Genomic DNA, 15,706 nt, shown 5'->3' with positions numbered 1-15,706 from the left:
CGCGCGCCGACTGGTGCACGTGCCGATGGGCCGCTTCGGCGAGCCGGAGGAGATGGCCAGTGCGGTGCTCTTCCTCGCCTCGGACGACGCGAGCTTCATCACCGCCAACACGTTCCTGGTGGACGGTGGCATCTCCGGTGCCTATGTGACGCCGGTATGAACAAGCTGTCGGTGATCGGCATCAGCACCTACCGTGAGTCGGCGTCCTGGGGAGTCTGGCATCAGGTCGCCGACCTGCAGTTCGCGCAGTATGCCGATGCGGTCGTCGAATTCGACGCCGTACCAGTGCTGCTCACGCCCGCACCGGCCGGTGGGGCCGACCTCCCCGGGTCGGCCGCCGCCGTCGTCGCGCGCCTGGACGGGCTGATCATCGCCGGCGGCGCCGACATCGATCCTGCTCGGTATGACGCGACGCCGCACCCCGAGACCAGCGGCATACGACCGGATCGGGACGCCTGGGAACTGGCCCTGCTCGACGCTGCCGACGCGCGCGGCCTGCCGACACTGGGCATCTGCCGCGGGATGCAACTGATGGCAGTGCACGCCGGCGGGACGTTGGTGCAGCACACGCCCGACGATGTCGGCCACACCGGGCACTCGCCCGGCGGTGATGTCTTCGGCACCACGGAGGTGCAGTTGGAGACCACTTCGCAGCTCGCCGACGTGCAGGGTGGCCAGGTGTCCGGTCCGTGTCATCATCACCAGTCGGTGGCAACGCACCCCGGGTTCGTCGCGACCGGACGCTCGGCGGACGGCACCGTCGAGGCGATGGAACGCGTTGCCGCAGAGGATGATCCGCATCCGAGCCGCTTCTGCGTCGGCGTCCAGTGGCACCCCGAGATGGGTCCGGATCACGCACCGATCGAAGCGCTGGTCCGCGCGGCCGGCGCCGACTGACGCCCCAAACAGCGGTTGACGCCGCTGCAGTGGCGTCAACCGCTGTTTGAACCGTCAATCGCGAAGAACTCGGTCAACAGTCCCCGAGCCCGCCGATCAGCCGTCGCGGCGCGTGACGATGTTCATCAGCGTGCAGGTCATCACGACGACGCCATCCTGATTGGTGACCTCGCACTGCGTACGCAGCAGCCCGCGGTCCGGCTTGCTACGGCTCGGACGCGTCTCGAGCACCGTCGTGCGCAGCGTCAGCCGGTCGTCGGGCCGGACCGGCGCGGTCCACCGCAACTCGTCGATCCCGGGGCCGCCGAGACTCGCGGTGTGCGACATGTAGTGGTCGACATACAGCCGCATCATCAGCGACGCGCTGTGCCAGCCGCTGGCGATGACCCCGCCGAACGGTCCGGCTGCAGCGGCCGCCTCATCGATATGGATCGGCTGAGGATCGAATTTCGTTGCGAAGTCGAGGATTTCGTCACCAGTGGCCGAAATGGGCCCATACGTGGCCGTATTGCCGACCACGTAGTCCTCAAGACGACGGTCATCACGTGGTATGTCGGAGAAGCTCATACGGCTGATTAGATCAGCTGCACGCTACTGCCCCGTGCGACCGTCGATGGTCTCCCGCAGCAGGTCGGCATGGCCGGCGTGCCGGGCGTACTCCTCGATCAGGTGCACGAGCACGTCGCGGATACTGGCCCGCTCGTCCTCGTAGTCCGCGGCCTCCTCGGGAAAACCGATCTCCTCGCCGAGTCGCTCCTCATCCAGCGCGTCGAGCCACTTGTCGGCCGCCGCGATCTCCCGCTCCCAGCTCGCGAACGCGTCGTCGACACAGTCCTGCGTGCCGACCACCCCGGTGAAGTCGAGGTCCGGCTCCTCCGGCGTCTTGTAGAGCCGCGGCTCGTCCCACTTGCCCTGCAGGAACCACATGAACCATGAGTTCTCCACGCGCGCCATGTGCCGGATCAGGCCGAGCAGGCTCAGGTTGCTCGGCGGCACGCTCTGGGTCGCCAGCTGCTCGGGCGTCAGGCCCTCGCACTTCAGCCGCAGCGTGGTCCGGTAGTTGCTCAGATACTCCTTGTATGTTGCCAGCTCGCCCTGCGGATTCCCTTGTGTCCGTGGGTCTTCCGCGGTGGGAAGCCACATGCCGTCATACCCGGTGGAGTTCGTCATACAGGCAAGTCAACCGCCCTCGCCGGGCGGCGGCAAGAGGGTTTTCGCCGCCGCCCGCCGCTGTATGGCGCTCAGCGCTCGCTGTCGAGGTTGCCCATCAACGCCTCGGGATAGCGGGTTCCCGCCACGGCATCAGCAGGTATGGCGCGAGAGATGTCGTCCAGATCCTGCGCGCTCAACGTCGGAGCGACCGCGTCGATCGCCGGCTGCACACGCGAGACCCGCTTCATCCCGACCAACGGCACGATGTCCTCCCCCTGCGCGCCCACCCAGGCGATCGCGAGCTGCGCGACCGTGAGCCCGTGCCGGTCGGCGATCGGCTGCAGCCTTCCGATCAGGTCCAGGTTGTGTTCCAGGTTCGCCCCCTGGAAGCGCGGCCACGCCGAATGCTGTTCGTCCGCAATGTGATTCGCCGGTGAGGTCCCGATCAGGCCGCGGGATAGCACGCCATACGCTGTGATGCCGATGCCCAGCTCGCGGCAGGTGTCGAGGATGTCCCCCTCGATGCCCCGGCTGAGCACGGAGTATTCGATCTGCAGGTCGCTGATCGGGTGCACGGCCGCCGCCCGCCGGATCGTCTCCGAGCCGACCTCGGACAGGCCGATGTGCCGGACATACCCCTGCTCCACCTGCTCGGCGATCGCTCCGACCGTCTCTTCGATCGGCACCGCCGGATCGAGCCGGCCGGGCCGGTAGATGTCGACGTGCGAAACGCCCAGCCGGGTGAGGGTGTAGCCGAGCGAGTTCGCGACCGCGGCCGGCCGGCCGTCGAATCCGGTGAATCCGCCTGCCGGCTCACGCATTCCGCCGAACTTCACGCTGAGCACGTAATCGTCGCGGTCCCGGTCGCGCAACGCACGGCCGAGCAGCATCTCGTTGTGCCCGAAGCCGTAGAAGTCGCCCGTGTCGATGAGCGTGACACCGGCATCGAGCGCCGCGTGCACGGTCCGGATGCTCTCCGCGTCGTCCGAGGCGCCATACGCACCCGACATGCCCATGGCGCCGAGGCCGACGGCGCTGACGGTGGGTCCGGTCTTGCCGAGAATCTTCGTAGTGAGTGTCATGCCATCCACGGTGCGCCGCCGGCGCTCGGTCAGCTAGGCACGGCTGCTCCGAGGGACTGCCAGTCCCTGGTTGATCGGACGGGACTGAGGCATCGTGGAGGGCATGGACCGTGTTGCCCTCGCCGATCTGCTGCGCAGTCGCCGCGAACGGCTGGATCCGGCCGACGTCGGACTGCCGGCCGGTCGCCGTCGCCGTACCCCGGGACTGCGCCGGGACGAAGTCGCGGCGCTCGCCTCGATCTCGACCGACTACTACGCACGCCTGGAGCAGCGGCGCGGACCGCACCCGTCCCCGAGTGTGCTCAGTGCGCTCGCGCGTGCCCTGCGTATGACGGAGGACGAGCGCGACCACCTCTTCCACCTCGCCGACCAGACGCCGCCCGCGCGGCACGCCACCGGCGCGCACGTCAGTCCGGGCGTGCTCTACCTGCTCGACCGCCTCGACGACACACCGGCATTCGTCATCGACGACCTGAGCCGCGTCGTGATCCAGAACAGGATGTCCAAGCTGGTCTCCGGTGACCAGGAGCAGCTGACCGGCCGCGAGCGCTCCCACGTATGGCGCTGGTTCACCGACCCGTCGTCGCGCGATCGCGTGCCGCCACAGGACTGGGAGTCGCACTCGCGCATCCACGTCGCCGACCTGCGGGCGACCGTCGGCCGACGCGGCGACGACCCGGAGGTGGCCTCGCTGCTGACCGACCTGCTCGAGGCGAGCGAGGAGTTCGCGACACTGTGGGCCGAGCACGAGGTTGCCGTCCGGCGGGCGGACGAGAAGCGGATGATCCACCCGGAGGTCGGCCTGCTCGACCTGCTGTGCGAGCACCTGACCAGTGGCGTCGACGGCTCCACCCTGGTGCTGCTGCACCCGCGCCCCGGCAGCGACTGCCGGGAGAAGCTCGACCTGCTCGCGGTGGTGGGCACTCAGCAGCTCGGGGCGACGCAGGCATAATCGGGTCGCATGACGCAGACACCGCTCGAGCTCTTCTCCACCGACCAGCTGATCGGCGATGACGACCGCGAGCTGCGTGACGCGGTGCGGTCGTTCGTCGGCGACCGGATCAAGCCCCACATCGCCGACTGGTATGACGCAGGAGACCTCCCGGCGCGCGAATTGGCCCGTGAGCTGGGCGAACTCGGGGTCCTGGGCATGCACCTGGAGGGCTACGGCTGTGCCGGGACGTCGGCGACGGCATACGGGCTGGCCTGCATGGAGCTGGAGGCGGCCGACTCCGGCGTCCGGTCCCTGGTGTCCGTCCAGGGGTCGCTGGCGATGTTCGCGATCCACCACTGGGGCAGCGAGGAGCAGAAGCAGCAGTGGCTGCCTCGTATGGCGACCGGCGAGGCGATCGGCTGCTTCGGGCTGACCGAGCCGGATTTCGGCTCCAACCCCGCCGGCATGCGCACTAGGGCCCGCCGCGACGGCGACGACTGGGTGCTGACCGGCAACAAGCTGTGGATCACCAACGGTTCGATCGCCGACGTCGCGGTGGTCTGGGCGCAGACCGATGAGGGTGAAAACGGCCGTGGCATCAGGGGATTCGTCGTTCCGACGGACACGCCCGGCTTCTCCGCGCCGAAGATCAAGCACAAGGTGTCACTGCGTGCCTCGGTCACCAGCGAGCTGGTGCTGGACGACGTGCGACTGCCCGCTGACGCGGTCTTCCCGGAGGTCAAAGGCCTGAAGGGCCCGCTGACCTGCCTCAACGAGGCCCGTTACGGCATCGTCTTCGGTGCACTCGGTGCCGCGCGTGACTGCCTCGAGGCGACGATCGCGTATGCCGCGGACCGGCAGATCTACGACAAGTCCCTTGCGTCATACCAACTCACCCAGGCGAAGCTCGCCGACATGTCGCTGGAGCTCGGCAAGGGGATGTTGCTCGCCCTGCAGCTCGGCAAGCTCAAGGACGCGGGAACCCTTCGCCCCGAACAGATCTCGCTCGGCAAGCTGAACAACGTCCGCGAGTCGATCGCGATCGCCCGGGAGTGCCGCACCATCCTCGGCGCGGCGGGAATCACCCTGGAGTTCCCGATCATGCGGCACGCCAACAACCTGGAGTCGGTGCTGACCTACGAGGGCACCAGCGAGGTGCACCAGCTGATCATCGGCCAGGCGCTGACGGGGCAGTCCGCGTTCCGGTGATGGTTCTACAACATGTAGAGTCTGCGGCGTGACGTCGAAATTGCCTGCCCTGTCCCGGCGCGCTGCCGCCACCATCGCGACCGCCGGCCTGCTGCTGGCGGTCCCGGTCGCTGCGCAGGCGCACGTCAAGATCAGCCCGGACACGGCAGCGGCCGGGTCCTACGCCACGCTGAACTTCCGGGTGCCGACCGAGAAGGCGAACGCCTCGACCACCAGGGTCGAGGTCGACCTGCCGACCGAGCACCCCTTCACCTATGCCGCCTACCAGCCGGTGCCCGGCTGGACCGCGAAGGTCACGACCTCCGCGCTGCCCAAACCGGTGAAGACCGAGGACGGCACGATCACCAAGGCGCCGACCAAGATCGTCTGGACCGCTTCCAAGGGCGCCGCGATCAAACCCGGCCAGTTCCAACAGTTTCCGGTGTCCGTGGGCGTCGTGCCCGACGTCCCCTCCGTCAGCTTCACCGCCATCCAGACCTACTCCGACGGATCGGTCGTGAAGTGGGACGAGCCGACCAAAGCCGGCAAGGCGGAGCCGGAGCACCCGGCACCCGTGCTGACCATCGGCGCCGCCGCGCCATCGTCCGCGGCTCCGTCGGCGGCATCGTCAGGGGCACCGAGCACTGCGCCGTCGGTCGCGGCCGCCCCGCAGTCCTCCAATGACAGCGCCGACTCGGGCAGTGGGGTCTGGTTCGGCGTCGGCGGCCTGGCCGTGGCCGTGATCGCCCTGCTCGTCGCCCTGTATGCCGTGACCCGGCGATCCCGGTGAGCGCCATACCGGCTCGAATGACGTTGCGCCGCCTGGTGATCGGGGCGGTCGCGCTGGTGCTGGCGGTCCTCGGCGTCATACCTGCTGCGCAGGCGCACGACTACCTGGTGGGCAGTACGCCCAAGCTCAACAGCACCGTCACCACGGCGCCAAAGCAGGTGTCCCTGGAGTTCAACGACATCGTGCTCACCCGCCCGGCGCCGCCACAGCTGACCGTGCGCGGTCCGGACGGCCGCTACTACGAGACCGGGTGCGCCACGGTCACCGACACCACCGTGAAGGTGCCGGTGGCGCTCGGTGGCGCCGGCAAATACACCGTGACCTGGCGGGTCGTCTCCGCCGACGGCCACCCGGTGTCCGACAGCATCTCCTTCACCTATCGCCCGAAAGCCGGCGTCACGGGTGCGCAGGGGATCAGGTCGCAGAAGCAGTGCACCGCCAAGGCGGCGAGCACGGGCAGCGCGGCCGCACCCGCGGACACGTCGTCCGGCGGCGGCACGCCGACCGCCGCCATCGTCGCGGTCGTCGCGATCGTGGTCATCGGTGTCGGGGGCGCCGCCCTCATCGTCCTGACCCGCGGCCGTCGTGGCCACGAGGAAATGATCGAGGACGACGACGAGGACTGACCCGGGCATCGACTAGTAGCTTTGGGGGACACGACGATGGAGGAGACCACCCATGCTGTTGTCGACGCACGAACAAGAACGGCTGATGATCTATCTGTCCGCGAAGCTCGCCCAGGAGCGCAAGGATCGCGGCCTCAAACTGAACCTCCCGGAGGCCACCGCGATGGTGACCTCGTTCCTGCTGGAAGGTGCACGGGACGGCGCGTCGGTTGCCGACCTGATGGATGCGGGCCGCACGGTGCTGACCCGCGATGACGTGATGGAGGGCGTGCCCGAGATGCTCGGGCAGGTGCAGGTCGAGGCCACCTTCCCCGACGGCACCAAGCTCGTGACGGTGACGGGGCCGATCCAATGACCGGCAACGACAATCCCGACGCCCCGCAGCCGGTGCACGTGACGGACGACCCCGGGATCGAGGAGGTCGTCGTCGCCGACGCACAGGAACGCCACCCCTCCTCCGGCGAGGGCGTGCCGAGCCCGCCGCGACATCCCGGCGGCGGCGTGCGGCAGGCGCCACGCCGCAAGACATCCCGGAAGCTGCGCGTCTCCGATCCCGTCATACCGGGCGAGATCCTGTATGCCGCGCAGGACGTGATCATCAACGAGGGTGCGCCGGTGACGACGCTGACCGTCGTCAACACCGCGGACCGGCCGATCCAGGTCGGCTCGCACTACCACTTCGCGGAGGTCAATCCCGGGCTGCAGTTCGACCGCGAGAAGGCATGGGGGCAGCGCCTGGACGTGTTGTCCGGCGGGTCGATGCGGTTCGAGCCGGGCGTCACGATCGAAGTCGGACTCATCCCGATCCGCGGACGCCGCATCGTGCGCGGCCTGCGGGGCGAAGTAGGAGGGCAGCTCGATGGGAGCCGTTGATCGCAGGGAGTATGTCGCCTCGTTCGGCCCGACGACGGGCGACCGGATCCGGTTGGCCGACACCGATCTGCTGATCGAGGTCGAGGAGGACCGCACGGTCGGCGGCGACGAGATGGTCTTCGGCGGTGGCAAGTCGATCCGCGAGTCGATGGGCCAGTCCGCCATGACCCGGGCCGAGGGCACCCCGGACCTGGTGATCACCGGAGTGGTGATCCTGGACCACTGGGGCATCATCAAGGCCGATGTGGGTGTGCGCGACGGACGGTTCGTCGCGATCGGCAAGTCCGGCAACCCGGACACCATGGACGGCGTCCACCCCGACCTGGTGATCGGCCCGTCCACCGAGATCCTGGCGGGCAACGGGCTGATCATGACCGCCGGTGCGATCGACACCCACGTCCATTTCGTCGGCCCCGACATGTTCAAGGTCGCCCTGGAGTCTGGCATCACCACCGTGACCGGCGGCGGCACCGGACCCAGTGAGGGGTCGAAGGCGACCCTGGCGACGCCCGGATCCTGGTGGACCGCGCGGATGTTCGAGGGCATGGACCCCTGGCCGCTGAACTTCCTGCTGCTCGGCCGCGGCAACACCGTGTCCCACGAGGCGATGTGGGAGCAATTGCGCGGTGGCGTCGGCGGATTCAAGGTGCACGAGGACTGGGGCGCCACCCCGGCCGTCGTCAACGCCGCGCTGGAGGTCGCCGATGCGTCGGGCGTCCAGGTCGCCATACACAGCGACACGCTGAACGAAGCCGGCTTCGTCGAGGACCTGCTGCGCGCGGTGAAGGGGCGGCCGTTCCACGCCTTCCACACCGAGGGTGCCGGCGGCGGTCACGCGCCGGACATCATCCGGATCGCCGGCGAGCCCAACGTCATGCCCGCGTCGACCAACCCGACCCGGCCGTTCACGGTCAACACCGTCGACGAGCACCTCGACATGGTGATGGTCGCGCACCACCTCAACCCGCAGGTGCCCAACGATCTCGCGTTCGCCGAGAGCCGCGTGCGTGCGGCGACGATCGCCGCGGAGGACGTGCTGCAGGACATGGGCGCACTGTCGATCATGTCGTCGGACGCGCAGGCGATGGGCCGCATCGGTGAGGTCATCATCCGCACCTGGCAGACCGCGCACCAGATGAAGAAGCTGCGGGGGTCGCTGCCGGGCGACACTCGTGCCGACAACCATCGCGCGCGCCGGTACGTCGCGAAATACACGATCTGTCCGGCGGTCACGCACGGACTGGAGCGCGAGATCGGCTCGATCGAGGTCGGCAAGCTGGCCGACTTCGTGCTGTGGCAGCCGGCCACCTTCGGGGTCCGGCCGTCGGTCGTCTTCAAGGGCGGTGTCGCGGCGGTCGCCGCGCTGGGCGACCCGAACGCGTCGATCCCGACGCCGCAGCCGGTGCTCGAGCGGCTCGGGTTCAACGCGCACACCCGGGCGGCCGCGGAGACCTCGGTCGCGTTCGTGGCCCCGGTTGCGATCGAGGACGGTCTCGCCGACCGGCTGAACGTCGACCGGCGGCTCGTGCCCGTCGAGAACGTCCGTGGCCGCGGCAAGGTCGACCTGCCGGAGAACACCGCGATGCCGCGCATCGAGGTCGATCCGGACACGTATGCCGTGCGCGTCGACGGCGAGCTGATCGACCACGAGCCCGCCGACGAGGTGCCGATGGCACAGCGGTACTTCCTCTTCTGATGCCGGCGGCGAGAAGCTCCCTCGCGGCGCTGTTGCTGCTGGGCGATGGGCGGCTGCCCTCCGGCGGCTACGCCCATTCGGGCGGGTTGGAAGCCGTGGTCCGCAGCGCCGGAGTCACCGACGTCGCCGGCCTGAGGTCGTTCCTGGAGGGCCGCGCGGCGACCGCCGGGTATGTCGGGGCGTGTTTCGCGGCGGCCGCCTGTGCGGCCGCGAGCGGGGCCGCTGCCACCCGGCAGGGCCGGATCTCCTTGCTGGACAAGGAACTCGACGCCCGGATGCCGTCACCGACGACGCGGGAGGTGTCCCGGTCGCTCGGCCGACAGCTGCTGCGTGCGTTGTCGAGCATCCACGCGCATCCACTGCTGGAGACGATCACCGGTCCGATCCACCAGCCGGTCGCCTACGGAGTCGGAGCGGCCGCCTTCGAGTTGACGCCACACGATGCCGCCGCAGTGACGGTTTACGAGTCGGTGGCCGGGCCCGCCGCCGCGGCCATGAAGGTGCTCAGCACCGACCCCTTCACGGTGCAGGGCGCGGTGGCCGAATTGGCCCCACTGCTCGATGAACTCGCCGCCGACGCGGCCGCCCTCGCCGAGGCGCCGGCCGACGAGCTTCCGTCGCTCAGTTCGCCGCTGCTGGACATCGCGGCCGAGCAACACCGCGGTCTGGAGGCACGCCTCTTTGCCTCCTGAAGCCTGCAGGTCCGGTGGCTCGAGTGCCATGACCGCGCACGCGCGCGTGTCGACGTCCGTGGCCATCGGCCCCGACGGTGTGGCGTTCTCGCGGGTCGACGACCTTCGTTCCGAAGGTCCGCTCGTGCTGCGCCCGACGATCGCGAACCGGCCGGAACCGTTGCTACGAAAGGATTTACGCGCGGCACGCGTGGCGCTGGCATCGGGTGCAGCCGGCCCGCTCGGCGGGGACGAATTCACTCTTTCGGTGACCGTCGGCGCCGGGTCCACGCTCCTGCTGTCCGAGGTCTCCTCGACCCTGCTGCTGCCGGGCGCGCGCGGCGGGCGCTCCCACATGCGCATCTCGATCACCGTCGAGAGCGGTGCGACCTTCTGCTGGTTGCCCGAGCCGCTGGTGGCCGCGCGCGGCTGTCATCACGTGCACGAGATCGAGGTCGAGGTCGCACCGGACGCGACGATGCTGCTGCGCGACGAGCTGGTGTTGGGCCGGTATGGCGAGGAGCCCGGCCGGCTGAGCCAGCGGCTGCGCGTCGCGTGCGAGGGCCGCTCGATCTTCCAGCAGCGGCTCGACCTGGGCGCCGGGGCACGAGGATGGCGGAGTCCCGCCGTGCTGGGCGGCCACAAATGTGTCGGCACCGTGCTCGCCGTCGCACCGGACCTCGCGACGGGCACCCGGCAGCCGCAGCTGATCGGCGATGCGGCGGCGCTGCTGCCGCTGAGCGGGTCGGGTGTGGTGGTGAGCGCCATGGCGGACGACACTGTCCGGTTGCGCCGGCGGCTCGAGGAAGGCATCGAGTTGCTCGGCGAGCCCTGGACCGAGGGCACAGCGGGTTCGAGCGACAGCACCGAAGGAGAACGAGAATGGTAGATCAGCAGGACGGTCCGGGATCGCGCTCATTGCGCATCGGGGTGGCCGGCCCCGTGGGCACCGGCAAGAGCTCGACGATCGCCCTCCTCTGCCGGCACCTCGGCGAGGAGTTCAACCTCGGCGTCATCACCAACGACATCTACACCGATGAGGACGCCCGCTTCCTGCGCTCCACCGGTGTGCTGCCCGCCGAGCGCATCCGCGCCGTCGAGACCGGAGCCTGCCCGCACACGGCGATCCGTGACGACATCACGATGAACCTCATCGCCGTCGAGGACCTCGAGCGCGACTTCGCACCGCTCGACATCACCCTCGTCGAGAGCGGCGGCGACAACCTGACCGCGACGTTCTCGCCGGCCCTGGTCGACGCCCAGCTCTTCGTGCTCGACGTCGCCGGCGGCGGAGACGTCGCCCGCAAGGGCGGCCCGGGCATCGCCCGCGCGGATCTGTTGGTGATCAACAAGATCGACCTCGCCGAGTACGTCGACGTCGACGTCGAGCAGATGGTCGCCGACGCCGCGGCCGCGCGGCACGGAGCACCCGTGCTCGCCCTGTCGAAGAAGCACCCGGAGACGATCGACCAGCTCTGTGACTGGGTGCGGCAACTGCACGCGGCACACCTGCAGGGCACCCACATCCCCACCGATCCCGGTCCGATGGCGCCGCACTCCCATGCCGGCCAGGACGGTCCGCACGGCCACTCCCACGAGCACCCGCACCGGTGATGGGCGACATGATGCGAGCCGTTGTCATGGACGCGATCGCCGAACCGCTCGCGGTGCGCGAGGTGCCGGTGCCGTCCGCACCGGCCGGCGGCGTCGTGGTGCAGGTGCGCGCGACCGGCCTGTGCCGCAGCGACTGGCACGCCTGGGCCGGTCACGACGACATCACCCTGCCGCACGTGCCGGGTCACGAACTCGCGGGTGTCATCGCCGAAGTCGGTGCAGGAGTGCGCAATTGGCGGGTCGGCGACCGTGTCACGGTGCCGTTCGTCGAGGGCTGCGGCCACTGTGAGTGGTGTATGGCGGGCAATGCCCAGGTCTGTCCCGACCAGCAGCAACCGGGTTTCACCCACTGGGGTTCGTTCGCGGAGTATGTCGCCCTGCACGCGGCCGACACCAACCTCGTCGCGGTCCCTGACACGGTGACCTTCGAGGCCGCGGCGAGTCTGGGGTGTCGCTTCGCCACGGCATATCGCGCGCTCGTCGGCCGGGCACACCTGCAGCCCGGCGAACAGGTCACCGTGGTCGGCGCCGGCGGTGTCGGCCTGTCCACCGTCATGATCGCGAAAGCCCTTGGCGCGCAAGTGATTGCGGTCGACCGCAACCAAGGTGCGCTCGCCAAGGCAACCGAGTTCGGCGCCGATCACGTGCTGGTGGCGGACGGGTCCGACATACCCGCGCAGGTGCACGAACTCACCGGCGGCACCCACGTGGCGGTCGACGCGGTGGGCACCGAGCAGACCTGCGCCGACTCGATCCTCAGCCTCCGACGGCGCGGTCGGCACGTGCAGGTCGGCCTGCTGCCGCCGGTCGAGGGTCACCCGCGGGTGCCGATGGCGCGGGCGATCGCCTGGGAGCTGGACCTGCTCGGCAGCCACGGCATGGCCGCCGCCGACTATCCCGAGATGCTGGCTCTCATCCAATCGGGCATCGAGTCCGGTGCCCTGAGCCCGCAAAGCCTCATCGAGCGCCTGGTCGGGCTCGATGAGGCTGCTGCGTTGTTGCCCGCGATGGAGACCGCCACACCCGCCGGTATGACGATCATCGACCCGGGCCTGTCGCCGGCTACGGCTTGATCGTGGAGGTGTCGATCACGTAGCGGTAGCGCACGTCCCCGGCGACGACCTTGTCGTAGGCGTCGTCGACCTGCGAGGCGTCGATACGCTCGACGGTGGCACCGATGCCGTGCTCGGCGCAGAAGTCGAGCATCTCCTGGGTCTCCGGGATTCCACCGATCATCGAGCCGGCGACGACCTTGTTGCCGCCGATCAGCTTGCCCGGGGCGATCACGTAGGGCTCGTTGGGCAGACCGACCGAGACGAGCGCGCCGTTCGGCTTCAGCAGCCGCACGTAGTCCTCCATCGGCAGGTCCGCGCTGACCGTGTTGAGGATCAGGTCGAAGCGGCCGGCGTTGTCCTTGAAGACCTGCGGGTCGGAGGTTGCCAGGTGCTCGACCGCGCCGAACTCCTTGGCGTCCGCCGACTTCGCGGTGGTCCGGGACAGCACGGTCACGTCGGCACCGAGTGCGGCGGCGATCTTGACGCCCAGGTGGCCGAGGCCACCCATGCCGACCACGGCGACGCTCGCACCGGGACGGGCGCCCCAGCGCTTCAGCGGGGAGTACGTCGTGATGCCCGCGCACAGCAGCGGCGCCGCGACGTCCAGGTCGATGCCCTCGGGAATGCTGACCACGAAACGCTCGGAGACGACGACCTGCTGGGCGTAGCCGCCCTGGGTGATCTCGCCGTCATACCCCTTGCTGTTGTAGGTGCCGACCGAGCCGCGCTCGCAGAACTGCTCGAAACCGTTCTTGCACTGCTCGCACTCGCCGCAGGAGTCGACCAGACAACCGACGCCCACGCGGTCGCCGACCTTGTGCCGGGTGACGCCGGAGCCGACCTCGCTGACGACGCCGGCGATCTCGTGGCCGGTCACGAGCGGGAAGTTGGCGGTGCCCCACTCCTCGCGGATGGTGTGTATGTCGCTGTGGCAGATGCCTGCCCATTGGATGTCGATGCGGATGTCGTTGTCGCGCAGGTCGCGGCGCTCGAGGTTGATCGGAGCGAAGCGCTCACCGGCCGCGGAGACGGACAGTGCGGGTGTTGTTGTTGGCATAGCAAAACGATAGACCGGTTGGCCGACGCGTCCAAACGGTTGGAATGCCTTGGCGGATAAGAAAATTCACACCATTAACAGGGAATACTTCTCGCATGAGACAGGTCTGTCGCGCGGCGAGCGCACCGTCATACGATCGAAGTCGTGCCTGTGCAGTGGTGCGCAGGAAAGCAATCTTCAGGAGAGCCAATGTCAGATCTCGACGGTAAGAAGTACGACTACGTGATCGTCGGTGGCGGTGTCGCTGCCGCCGCAGCGGTGGGTGGCATTCGCGAGGTCGACGAGAGCGGCTCGATCCTCGTGCTCGGTGCCGAACCCGACGGCCCCGTCTACCGGCCCGACCTGTCCAAGAAGCTCTGGCTCGACAAGGACGCCAGCCTGGAGAAGACCCAGCTGCTCGACGGCAAGCAGGCGCAGCTGGAGACCAGCAGTCCCGTCGCCGCGATCGACCCGGGCGCGCACACGGTCCAGGTGCAGGGTGGCGACACGGTCACCTACGGCAAGCTGCTGCTCGCGACCGGTTCGACGCCTCGGACGCTCGACCTGCCCGACTCCGACCGGGTCATCTACTACCGGACCGCCGCCGACTACCGGCGCCTGCGCGACCTCGCCGGGAAGGACACCGAGGTCACCGCTGTCGGCGCGGGTTACATCGGCGCCGAGATCGCGTCCGCCCTCACCCAGAACGACGCGAAGGTGACGATGATCTTCGACGAGGAGCTGGTGCAGCAGCGCATCTTCCCGTCGTCGATCGCCGAGCTGATCACCAAGGACTTCACCGACCGCGGCGTGCGGCTGATCGCCAAGAAGCAGGTCGCCGCCGGCTCGCTGGCCGACGACACGGTCGCCATACAGGTCGGTGACGGCACGTCCGTGGAGGCGGGCGTGGTCGTCGTCGGCATCGGCGTCACCCCGCGGGTGGAGCTCGCCGAGGCCGCCGGCATCGACACCGACAACGGCATCGTCGTCGACGACCACCTGCGCACCTCCGCGCCCGATGTGTATGCCGCGGGCGATGTCGCCAGCTACGAGGACGCGCTGCTCGGCCGGCGTCGCGTGGAGCACGTCGACAACGCCGAGGCGATGGGCAAGAAGGCCGGCCGCAACCTGGCCGGCGCGGACGAGGTCTACGACTACACGCCCATCTTCTGGTCCGACCTGTTCGACAACGGCTATGAGGCCGTCGGCGACCTCGACTCCCGGCTCGACACCGTCGAGGACTGGAACGACGACCACACGGCGGCGGTCGTCTACTACCTGGGCGACGACATGGTGCGCGGCGTGCTGTTGTGGAACGTCTGGGACTCCTCGGACAAGGCCCGCGACGTCATCGCGAAGTCGCGCGACGGCAAGCTCGACCGCGACAAGCTGGTCGGCACGATCCCGACGAGCTGACCGGACTCAGGGGTCTGGTCAGGGATTCTTCGGCAGCACCTGGAGGAGGTCGTCGTGCATCGTGCGGACGACGTCCTCCAGGTCCTCGCCGAGCAGCTCGGCCCGAACGGCACGCTCCCGGAGCGCGTCGACCTGTGCGGCCAGCAACTCGAAGGGCGGGTCGAAGGTCCAGCCGAGCGACTCATAGCGCTCCCTCACGGCGTCCTTGGCCGCGGTGTAGGCCTCTTCGATCTCGTCCGCGTAGACCCGCAGGGCCGGCTCGAACTGGCTCTGGTTGCGCAGGTCGAAGCGGATCCGGTGCAGGCGACGGTTCTTGCGGAAGCTCTCGCAGATCGTGTCGGCGACGAGTTGCGAGTATGACGTGATGTCGCCGACCTTCCCTTCGCCGGCGCTGAAGATCTGCGAATCACGGATGATTCGCACGCATTCGGCGACGAGGGCATCCTTGCTCTGGAAGTAGTAATGGACCATGCCGTGCGAGAACCGAGTGCGGCGGGCGACGTTGCGCACGGAGACCTGGGAGTAGCCGTATTCACTCCACGTGTGCAGAGCGGCAACAGCCAGGTCGTGTCGACGACCTTCGTGTACGTCGTCTTCGGATCGGTTGGCGGATCCGGCGCGGGCGAGTTGGGTCACCGATTCATTGTCCCATCGTGGGGGAATGTGATCGAATTTG

At 68.9% G+C, this 15,706-nt stretch carries 19 protein-coding genes; 14 read left to right on the top strand and 5 right to left on the bottom strand.

The features are described 5' to 3' along the window. A partial coding sequence (locus VG502_RS20855) for an SDR family oxidoreductase (RefSeq protein WP_325552210.1) occupies positions 1 to 160 on the top strand: 160 nt, incomplete at its 5' end. Then, complete coding sequence (locus VG502_RS20850) at positions 157 to 897, top strand: gamma-glutamyl-gamma-aminobutyrate hydrolase family protein (RefSeq protein ID WP_325552206.1); 741 nt, start codon at positions 157 to 159, stop codon at positions 895 to 897. The genes VG502_RS20855 and VG502_RS20850, both read left to right, overlap by 4 nt. 96 nt (positions 898 to 993) lie before the next feature. Here the strand turns inward: VG502_RS20850 and VG502_RS20845 are convergent, their stop codons facing one another. The 3 genes from VG502_RS20845 to VG502_RS20835 all read right to left on the bottom strand — a co-directional run bounded on the left by VG502_RS20845 (position 994) and on the right by VG502_RS20835 (position 3,131). Continuing rightward, a complete protein-coding gene (locus VG502_RS20845) occupies positions 994 to 1,464 on the bottom strand; it encodes a MaoC family dehydratase (protein WP_325552204.1) in 471 nt (156 codons plus the stop codon). A gap of 24 nt (positions 1,465 to 1,488) precedes the next feature. Beyond that, a complete protein-coding gene (locus VG502_RS20840) occupies positions 1,489 to 2,067 on the bottom strand; it encodes a DinB family protein (RefSeq protein ID WP_325552200.1) in 579 nt (192 codons plus the stop codon). A gap of 71 nt (positions 2,068 to 2,138) precedes the next feature. Continuing rightward, positions 2,139 to 3,131, bottom strand: coding sequence for an aldo/keto reductase (locus VG502_RS20835; protein WP_325552199.1), 993 nt, complete (start codon positions 3,129 to 3,131; stop codon positions 2,139 to 2,141). A gap of 103 nt (positions 3,132 to 3,234) precedes the next feature. Between VG502_RS20835 and VG502_RS20830 the strand changes: the two genes are divergently transcribed. The 11 genes from VG502_RS20830 to VG502_RS20780 are packed head-to-tail and all read left to right on the top strand — an operon-like array spanning position 3,235 to position 12,596. Next, on the top strand, positions 3,235 to 4,083 hold the full coding sequence (locus VG502_RS20830) for a helix-turn-helix transcriptional regulator (protein ID WP_325552198.1): 849 nt from the start codon (positions 3,235 to 3,237) through the stop codon (positions 4,081 to 4,083). Between the two features lie 9 nt (positions 4,084 to 4,092). Continuing rightward, entirely contained in the window at positions 4,093 to 5,274 is a 1,182-nt protein-coding gene (locus tag VG502_RS20825; RefSeq protein WP_325552196.1) for an acyl-CoA dehydrogenase family protein, read from the top strand. 28 nt (positions 5,275 to 5,302) lie between these two features. Then, positions 5,303 to 6,043: a YcnI family copper-binding membrane protein gene (locus tag VG502_RS20820; RefSeq protein WP_325552195.1), complete on the top strand. Its 741-nt coding sequence runs from the start codon at positions 5,303 to 5,305 to the stop codon at positions 6,041 to 6,043. Between the two features lie 17 nt (positions 6,044 to 6,060). Continuing rightward, positions 6,061 to 6,669 carry a copper resistance CopC family protein gene (locus VG502_RS20815; protein WP_325552193.1) on the top strand — a complete coding sequence of 203 codons (609 nt, stop codon included), beginning with the start codon at positions 6,061 to 6,063 and terminating at the stop codon, positions 6,667 to 6,669. A gap of 52 nt (positions 6,670 to 6,721) precedes the next feature. Next, positions 6,722 to 7,024, top strand: a complete 303-nt coding sequence (locus VG502_RS20810) for an urease subunit gamma (protein WP_325552191.1) — start codon at positions 6,722 to 6,724, stop codon at positions 7,022 to 7,024. After that, positions 7,021 to 7,542 carry an urease subunit beta gene (locus VG502_RS20805; protein ID WP_325552189.1) on the top strand — a complete coding sequence of 174 codons (522 nt, stop codon included), beginning with the start codon at positions 7,021 to 7,023 and terminating at the stop codon, positions 7,540 to 7,542. Before VG502_RS20810 ends, VG502_RS20805 begins: the two co-directional genes overlap by 4 nt. Continuing rightward, positions 7,529 to 9,238, top strand: coding sequence for an urease subunit alpha (locus VG502_RS20800; protein WP_325552188.1), 1,710 nt, complete (start codon positions 7,529 to 7,531; stop codon positions 9,236 to 9,238). Before VG502_RS20805 ends, VG502_RS20800 begins: the two co-directional genes overlap by 14 nt. Further along, a complete protein-coding gene (locus VG502_RS20795) occupies positions 9,238 to 9,930 on the top strand; it encodes an urease accessory protein UreF (RefSeq protein ID WP_325552186.1) in 693 nt (230 codons plus the stop codon). Before VG502_RS20800 ends, VG502_RS20795 begins: the two co-directional genes overlap by 1 nt. 28 nt (positions 9,931 to 9,958) lie before the next feature. Then, positions 9,959 to 10,798 (top strand): urease accessory protein UreD, encoded by an 840-nt coding sequence (locus tag VG502_RS20790; RefSeq protein WP_325552185.1) that lies wholly within the window; start codon positions 9,959 to 9,961, stop codon positions 10,796 to 10,798. Continuing rightward, on the top strand, positions 10,792 to 11,523 hold the full coding sequence (ureG, locus tag VG502_RS20785) for an urease accessory protein UreG (protein WP_325552184.1): 732 nt from the start codon (positions 10,792 to 10,794) through the stop codon (positions 11,521 to 11,523). Before VG502_RS20790 ends, ureG begins: the two co-directional genes overlap by 7 nt. An 11-nt stretch (positions 11,524 to 11,534) precedes the next feature. Beyond that, a complete protein-coding gene (locus tag VG502_RS20780; protein ID WP_325552209.1) occupies positions 11,535 to 12,596 on the top strand; it encodes a zinc-binding dehydrogenase in 1,062 nt (353 codons plus the stop codon). Here VG502_RS20780 and VG502_RS20775 read toward each other — a convergent pair. Further along, on the bottom strand, positions 12,586 to 13,635 hold the full coding sequence (locus VG502_RS20775) for an NAD(P)-dependent alcohol dehydrogenase (protein WP_325552183.1): 1,050 nt from the start codon (positions 13,633 to 13,635) through the stop codon (positions 12,586 to 12,588). The genes VG502_RS20780 and VG502_RS20775 overlap by 11 nt on opposite strands. Before the next feature lie 189 nt (positions 13,636 to 13,824). Here VG502_RS20775 and VG502_RS20770 point away from each other — a divergent pair, with 189 nt between their 5' ends. Continuing rightward, positions 13,825 to 15,030, top strand: a complete 1,206-nt coding sequence (locus VG502_RS20770) for an NAD(P)/FAD-dependent oxidoreductase (protein ID WP_325552181.1) — start codon at positions 13,825 to 13,827, stop codon at positions 15,028 to 15,030. Between the two features lie 18 nt (positions 15,031 to 15,048). Here the strand turns inward: VG502_RS20770 and VG502_RS20765 are convergent, their stop codons facing one another. Continuing rightward, positions 15,049 to 15,666: a TetR/AcrR family transcriptional regulator gene (locus tag VG502_RS20765; RefSeq protein ID WP_325552179.1), complete on the bottom strand. Its 618-nt coding sequence runs from the start codon at positions 15,664 to 15,666 to the stop codon at positions 15,049 to 15,051. Between the last annotated feature and the right edge of the window lie 40 nt (positions 15,667 to 15,706).

This window comes from Flexivirga sp. (assembly GCF_035551235.1).
Lineage (GTDB): Bacteria > Actinomycetota > Actinomycetes > Actinomycetales > Dermatophilaceae > Flexivirga.
This window is presented reverse-complemented; position numbering and strand designations above follow the sequence as displayed.

Coding starts and splice junctions, on each gene's coding strand:
- VG502_RS20850 (WP_325552206.1), top strand. CDS start 157: ATGAACAAGCTGTCGGTGATCGGCATCAGCACCTACCGTGAGTCGGCG.
- VG502_RS20845 (WP_325552204.1), bottom strand. CDS start 1,464: ATGAGCTTCTCCGACATACCACGTGATGACCGTCGTCTTGAGGACTAC.
- VG502_RS20840 (WP_325552200.1), bottom strand. CDS start 2,067: ATGACGAACTCCACCGGGTATGACGGCATGTGGCTTCCCACCGCGGAA.
- VG502_RS20835 (WP_325552199.1), bottom strand. CDS start 3,131: ATGACACTCACTACGAAGATTCTCGGCAAGACCGGACCCACCGTCAGC.
- VG502_RS20830 (WP_325552198.1), top strand. CDS start 3,235: ATGGACCGTGTTGCCCTCGCCGATCTGCTGCGCAGTCGCCGCGAACGG.
- VG502_RS20825 (WP_325552196.1), top strand. CDS start 4,093: ATGACGCAGACACCGCTCGAGCTCTTCTCCACCGACCAGCTGATCGGC.
- VG502_RS20815 (WP_325552193.1), top strand. CDS start 6,061: ATGACGTTGCGCCGCCTGGTGATCGGGGCGGTCGCGCTGGTGCTGGCG.
- VG502_RS20810 (WP_325552191.1), top strand. CDS start 6,722: ATGCTGTTGTCGACGCACGAACAAGAACGGCTGATGATCTATCTGTCC.
- VG502_RS20805 (WP_325552189.1), top strand. CDS start 7,021: ATGACCGGCAACGACAATCCCGACGCCCCGCAGCCGGTGCACGTGACG.
- VG502_RS20800 (WP_325552188.1), top strand. CDS start 7,529: ATGGGAGCCGTTGATCGCAGGGAGTATGTCGCCTCGTTCGGCCCGACG.
- VG502_RS20795 (WP_325552186.1), top strand. CDS start 9,238: ATGCCGGCGGCGAGAAGCTCCCTCGCGGCGCTGTTGCTGCTGGGCGAT.
- VG502_RS20790 (WP_325552185.1), top strand. CDS start 9,959: ATGACCGCGCACGCGCGCGTGTCGACGTCCGTGGCCATCGGCCCCGAC.
- ureG (WP_325552184.1), top strand. CDS start 10,792: ATGGTAGATCAGCAGGACGGTCCGGGATCGCGCTCATTGCGCATCGGG.
- VG502_RS20780 (WP_325552209.1), top strand. CDS start 11,535: ATGCGAGCCGTTGTCATGGACGCGATCGCCGAACCGCTCGCGGTGCGC.
- VG502_RS20775 (WP_325552183.1), bottom strand. CDS start 13,635: ATGCCAACAACAACACCCGCACTGTCCGTCTCCGCGGCCGGTGAGCGC.
- VG502_RS20770 (WP_325552181.1), top strand. CDS start 13,825: ATGTCAGATCTCGACGGTAAGAAGTACGACTACGTGATCGTCGGTGGC.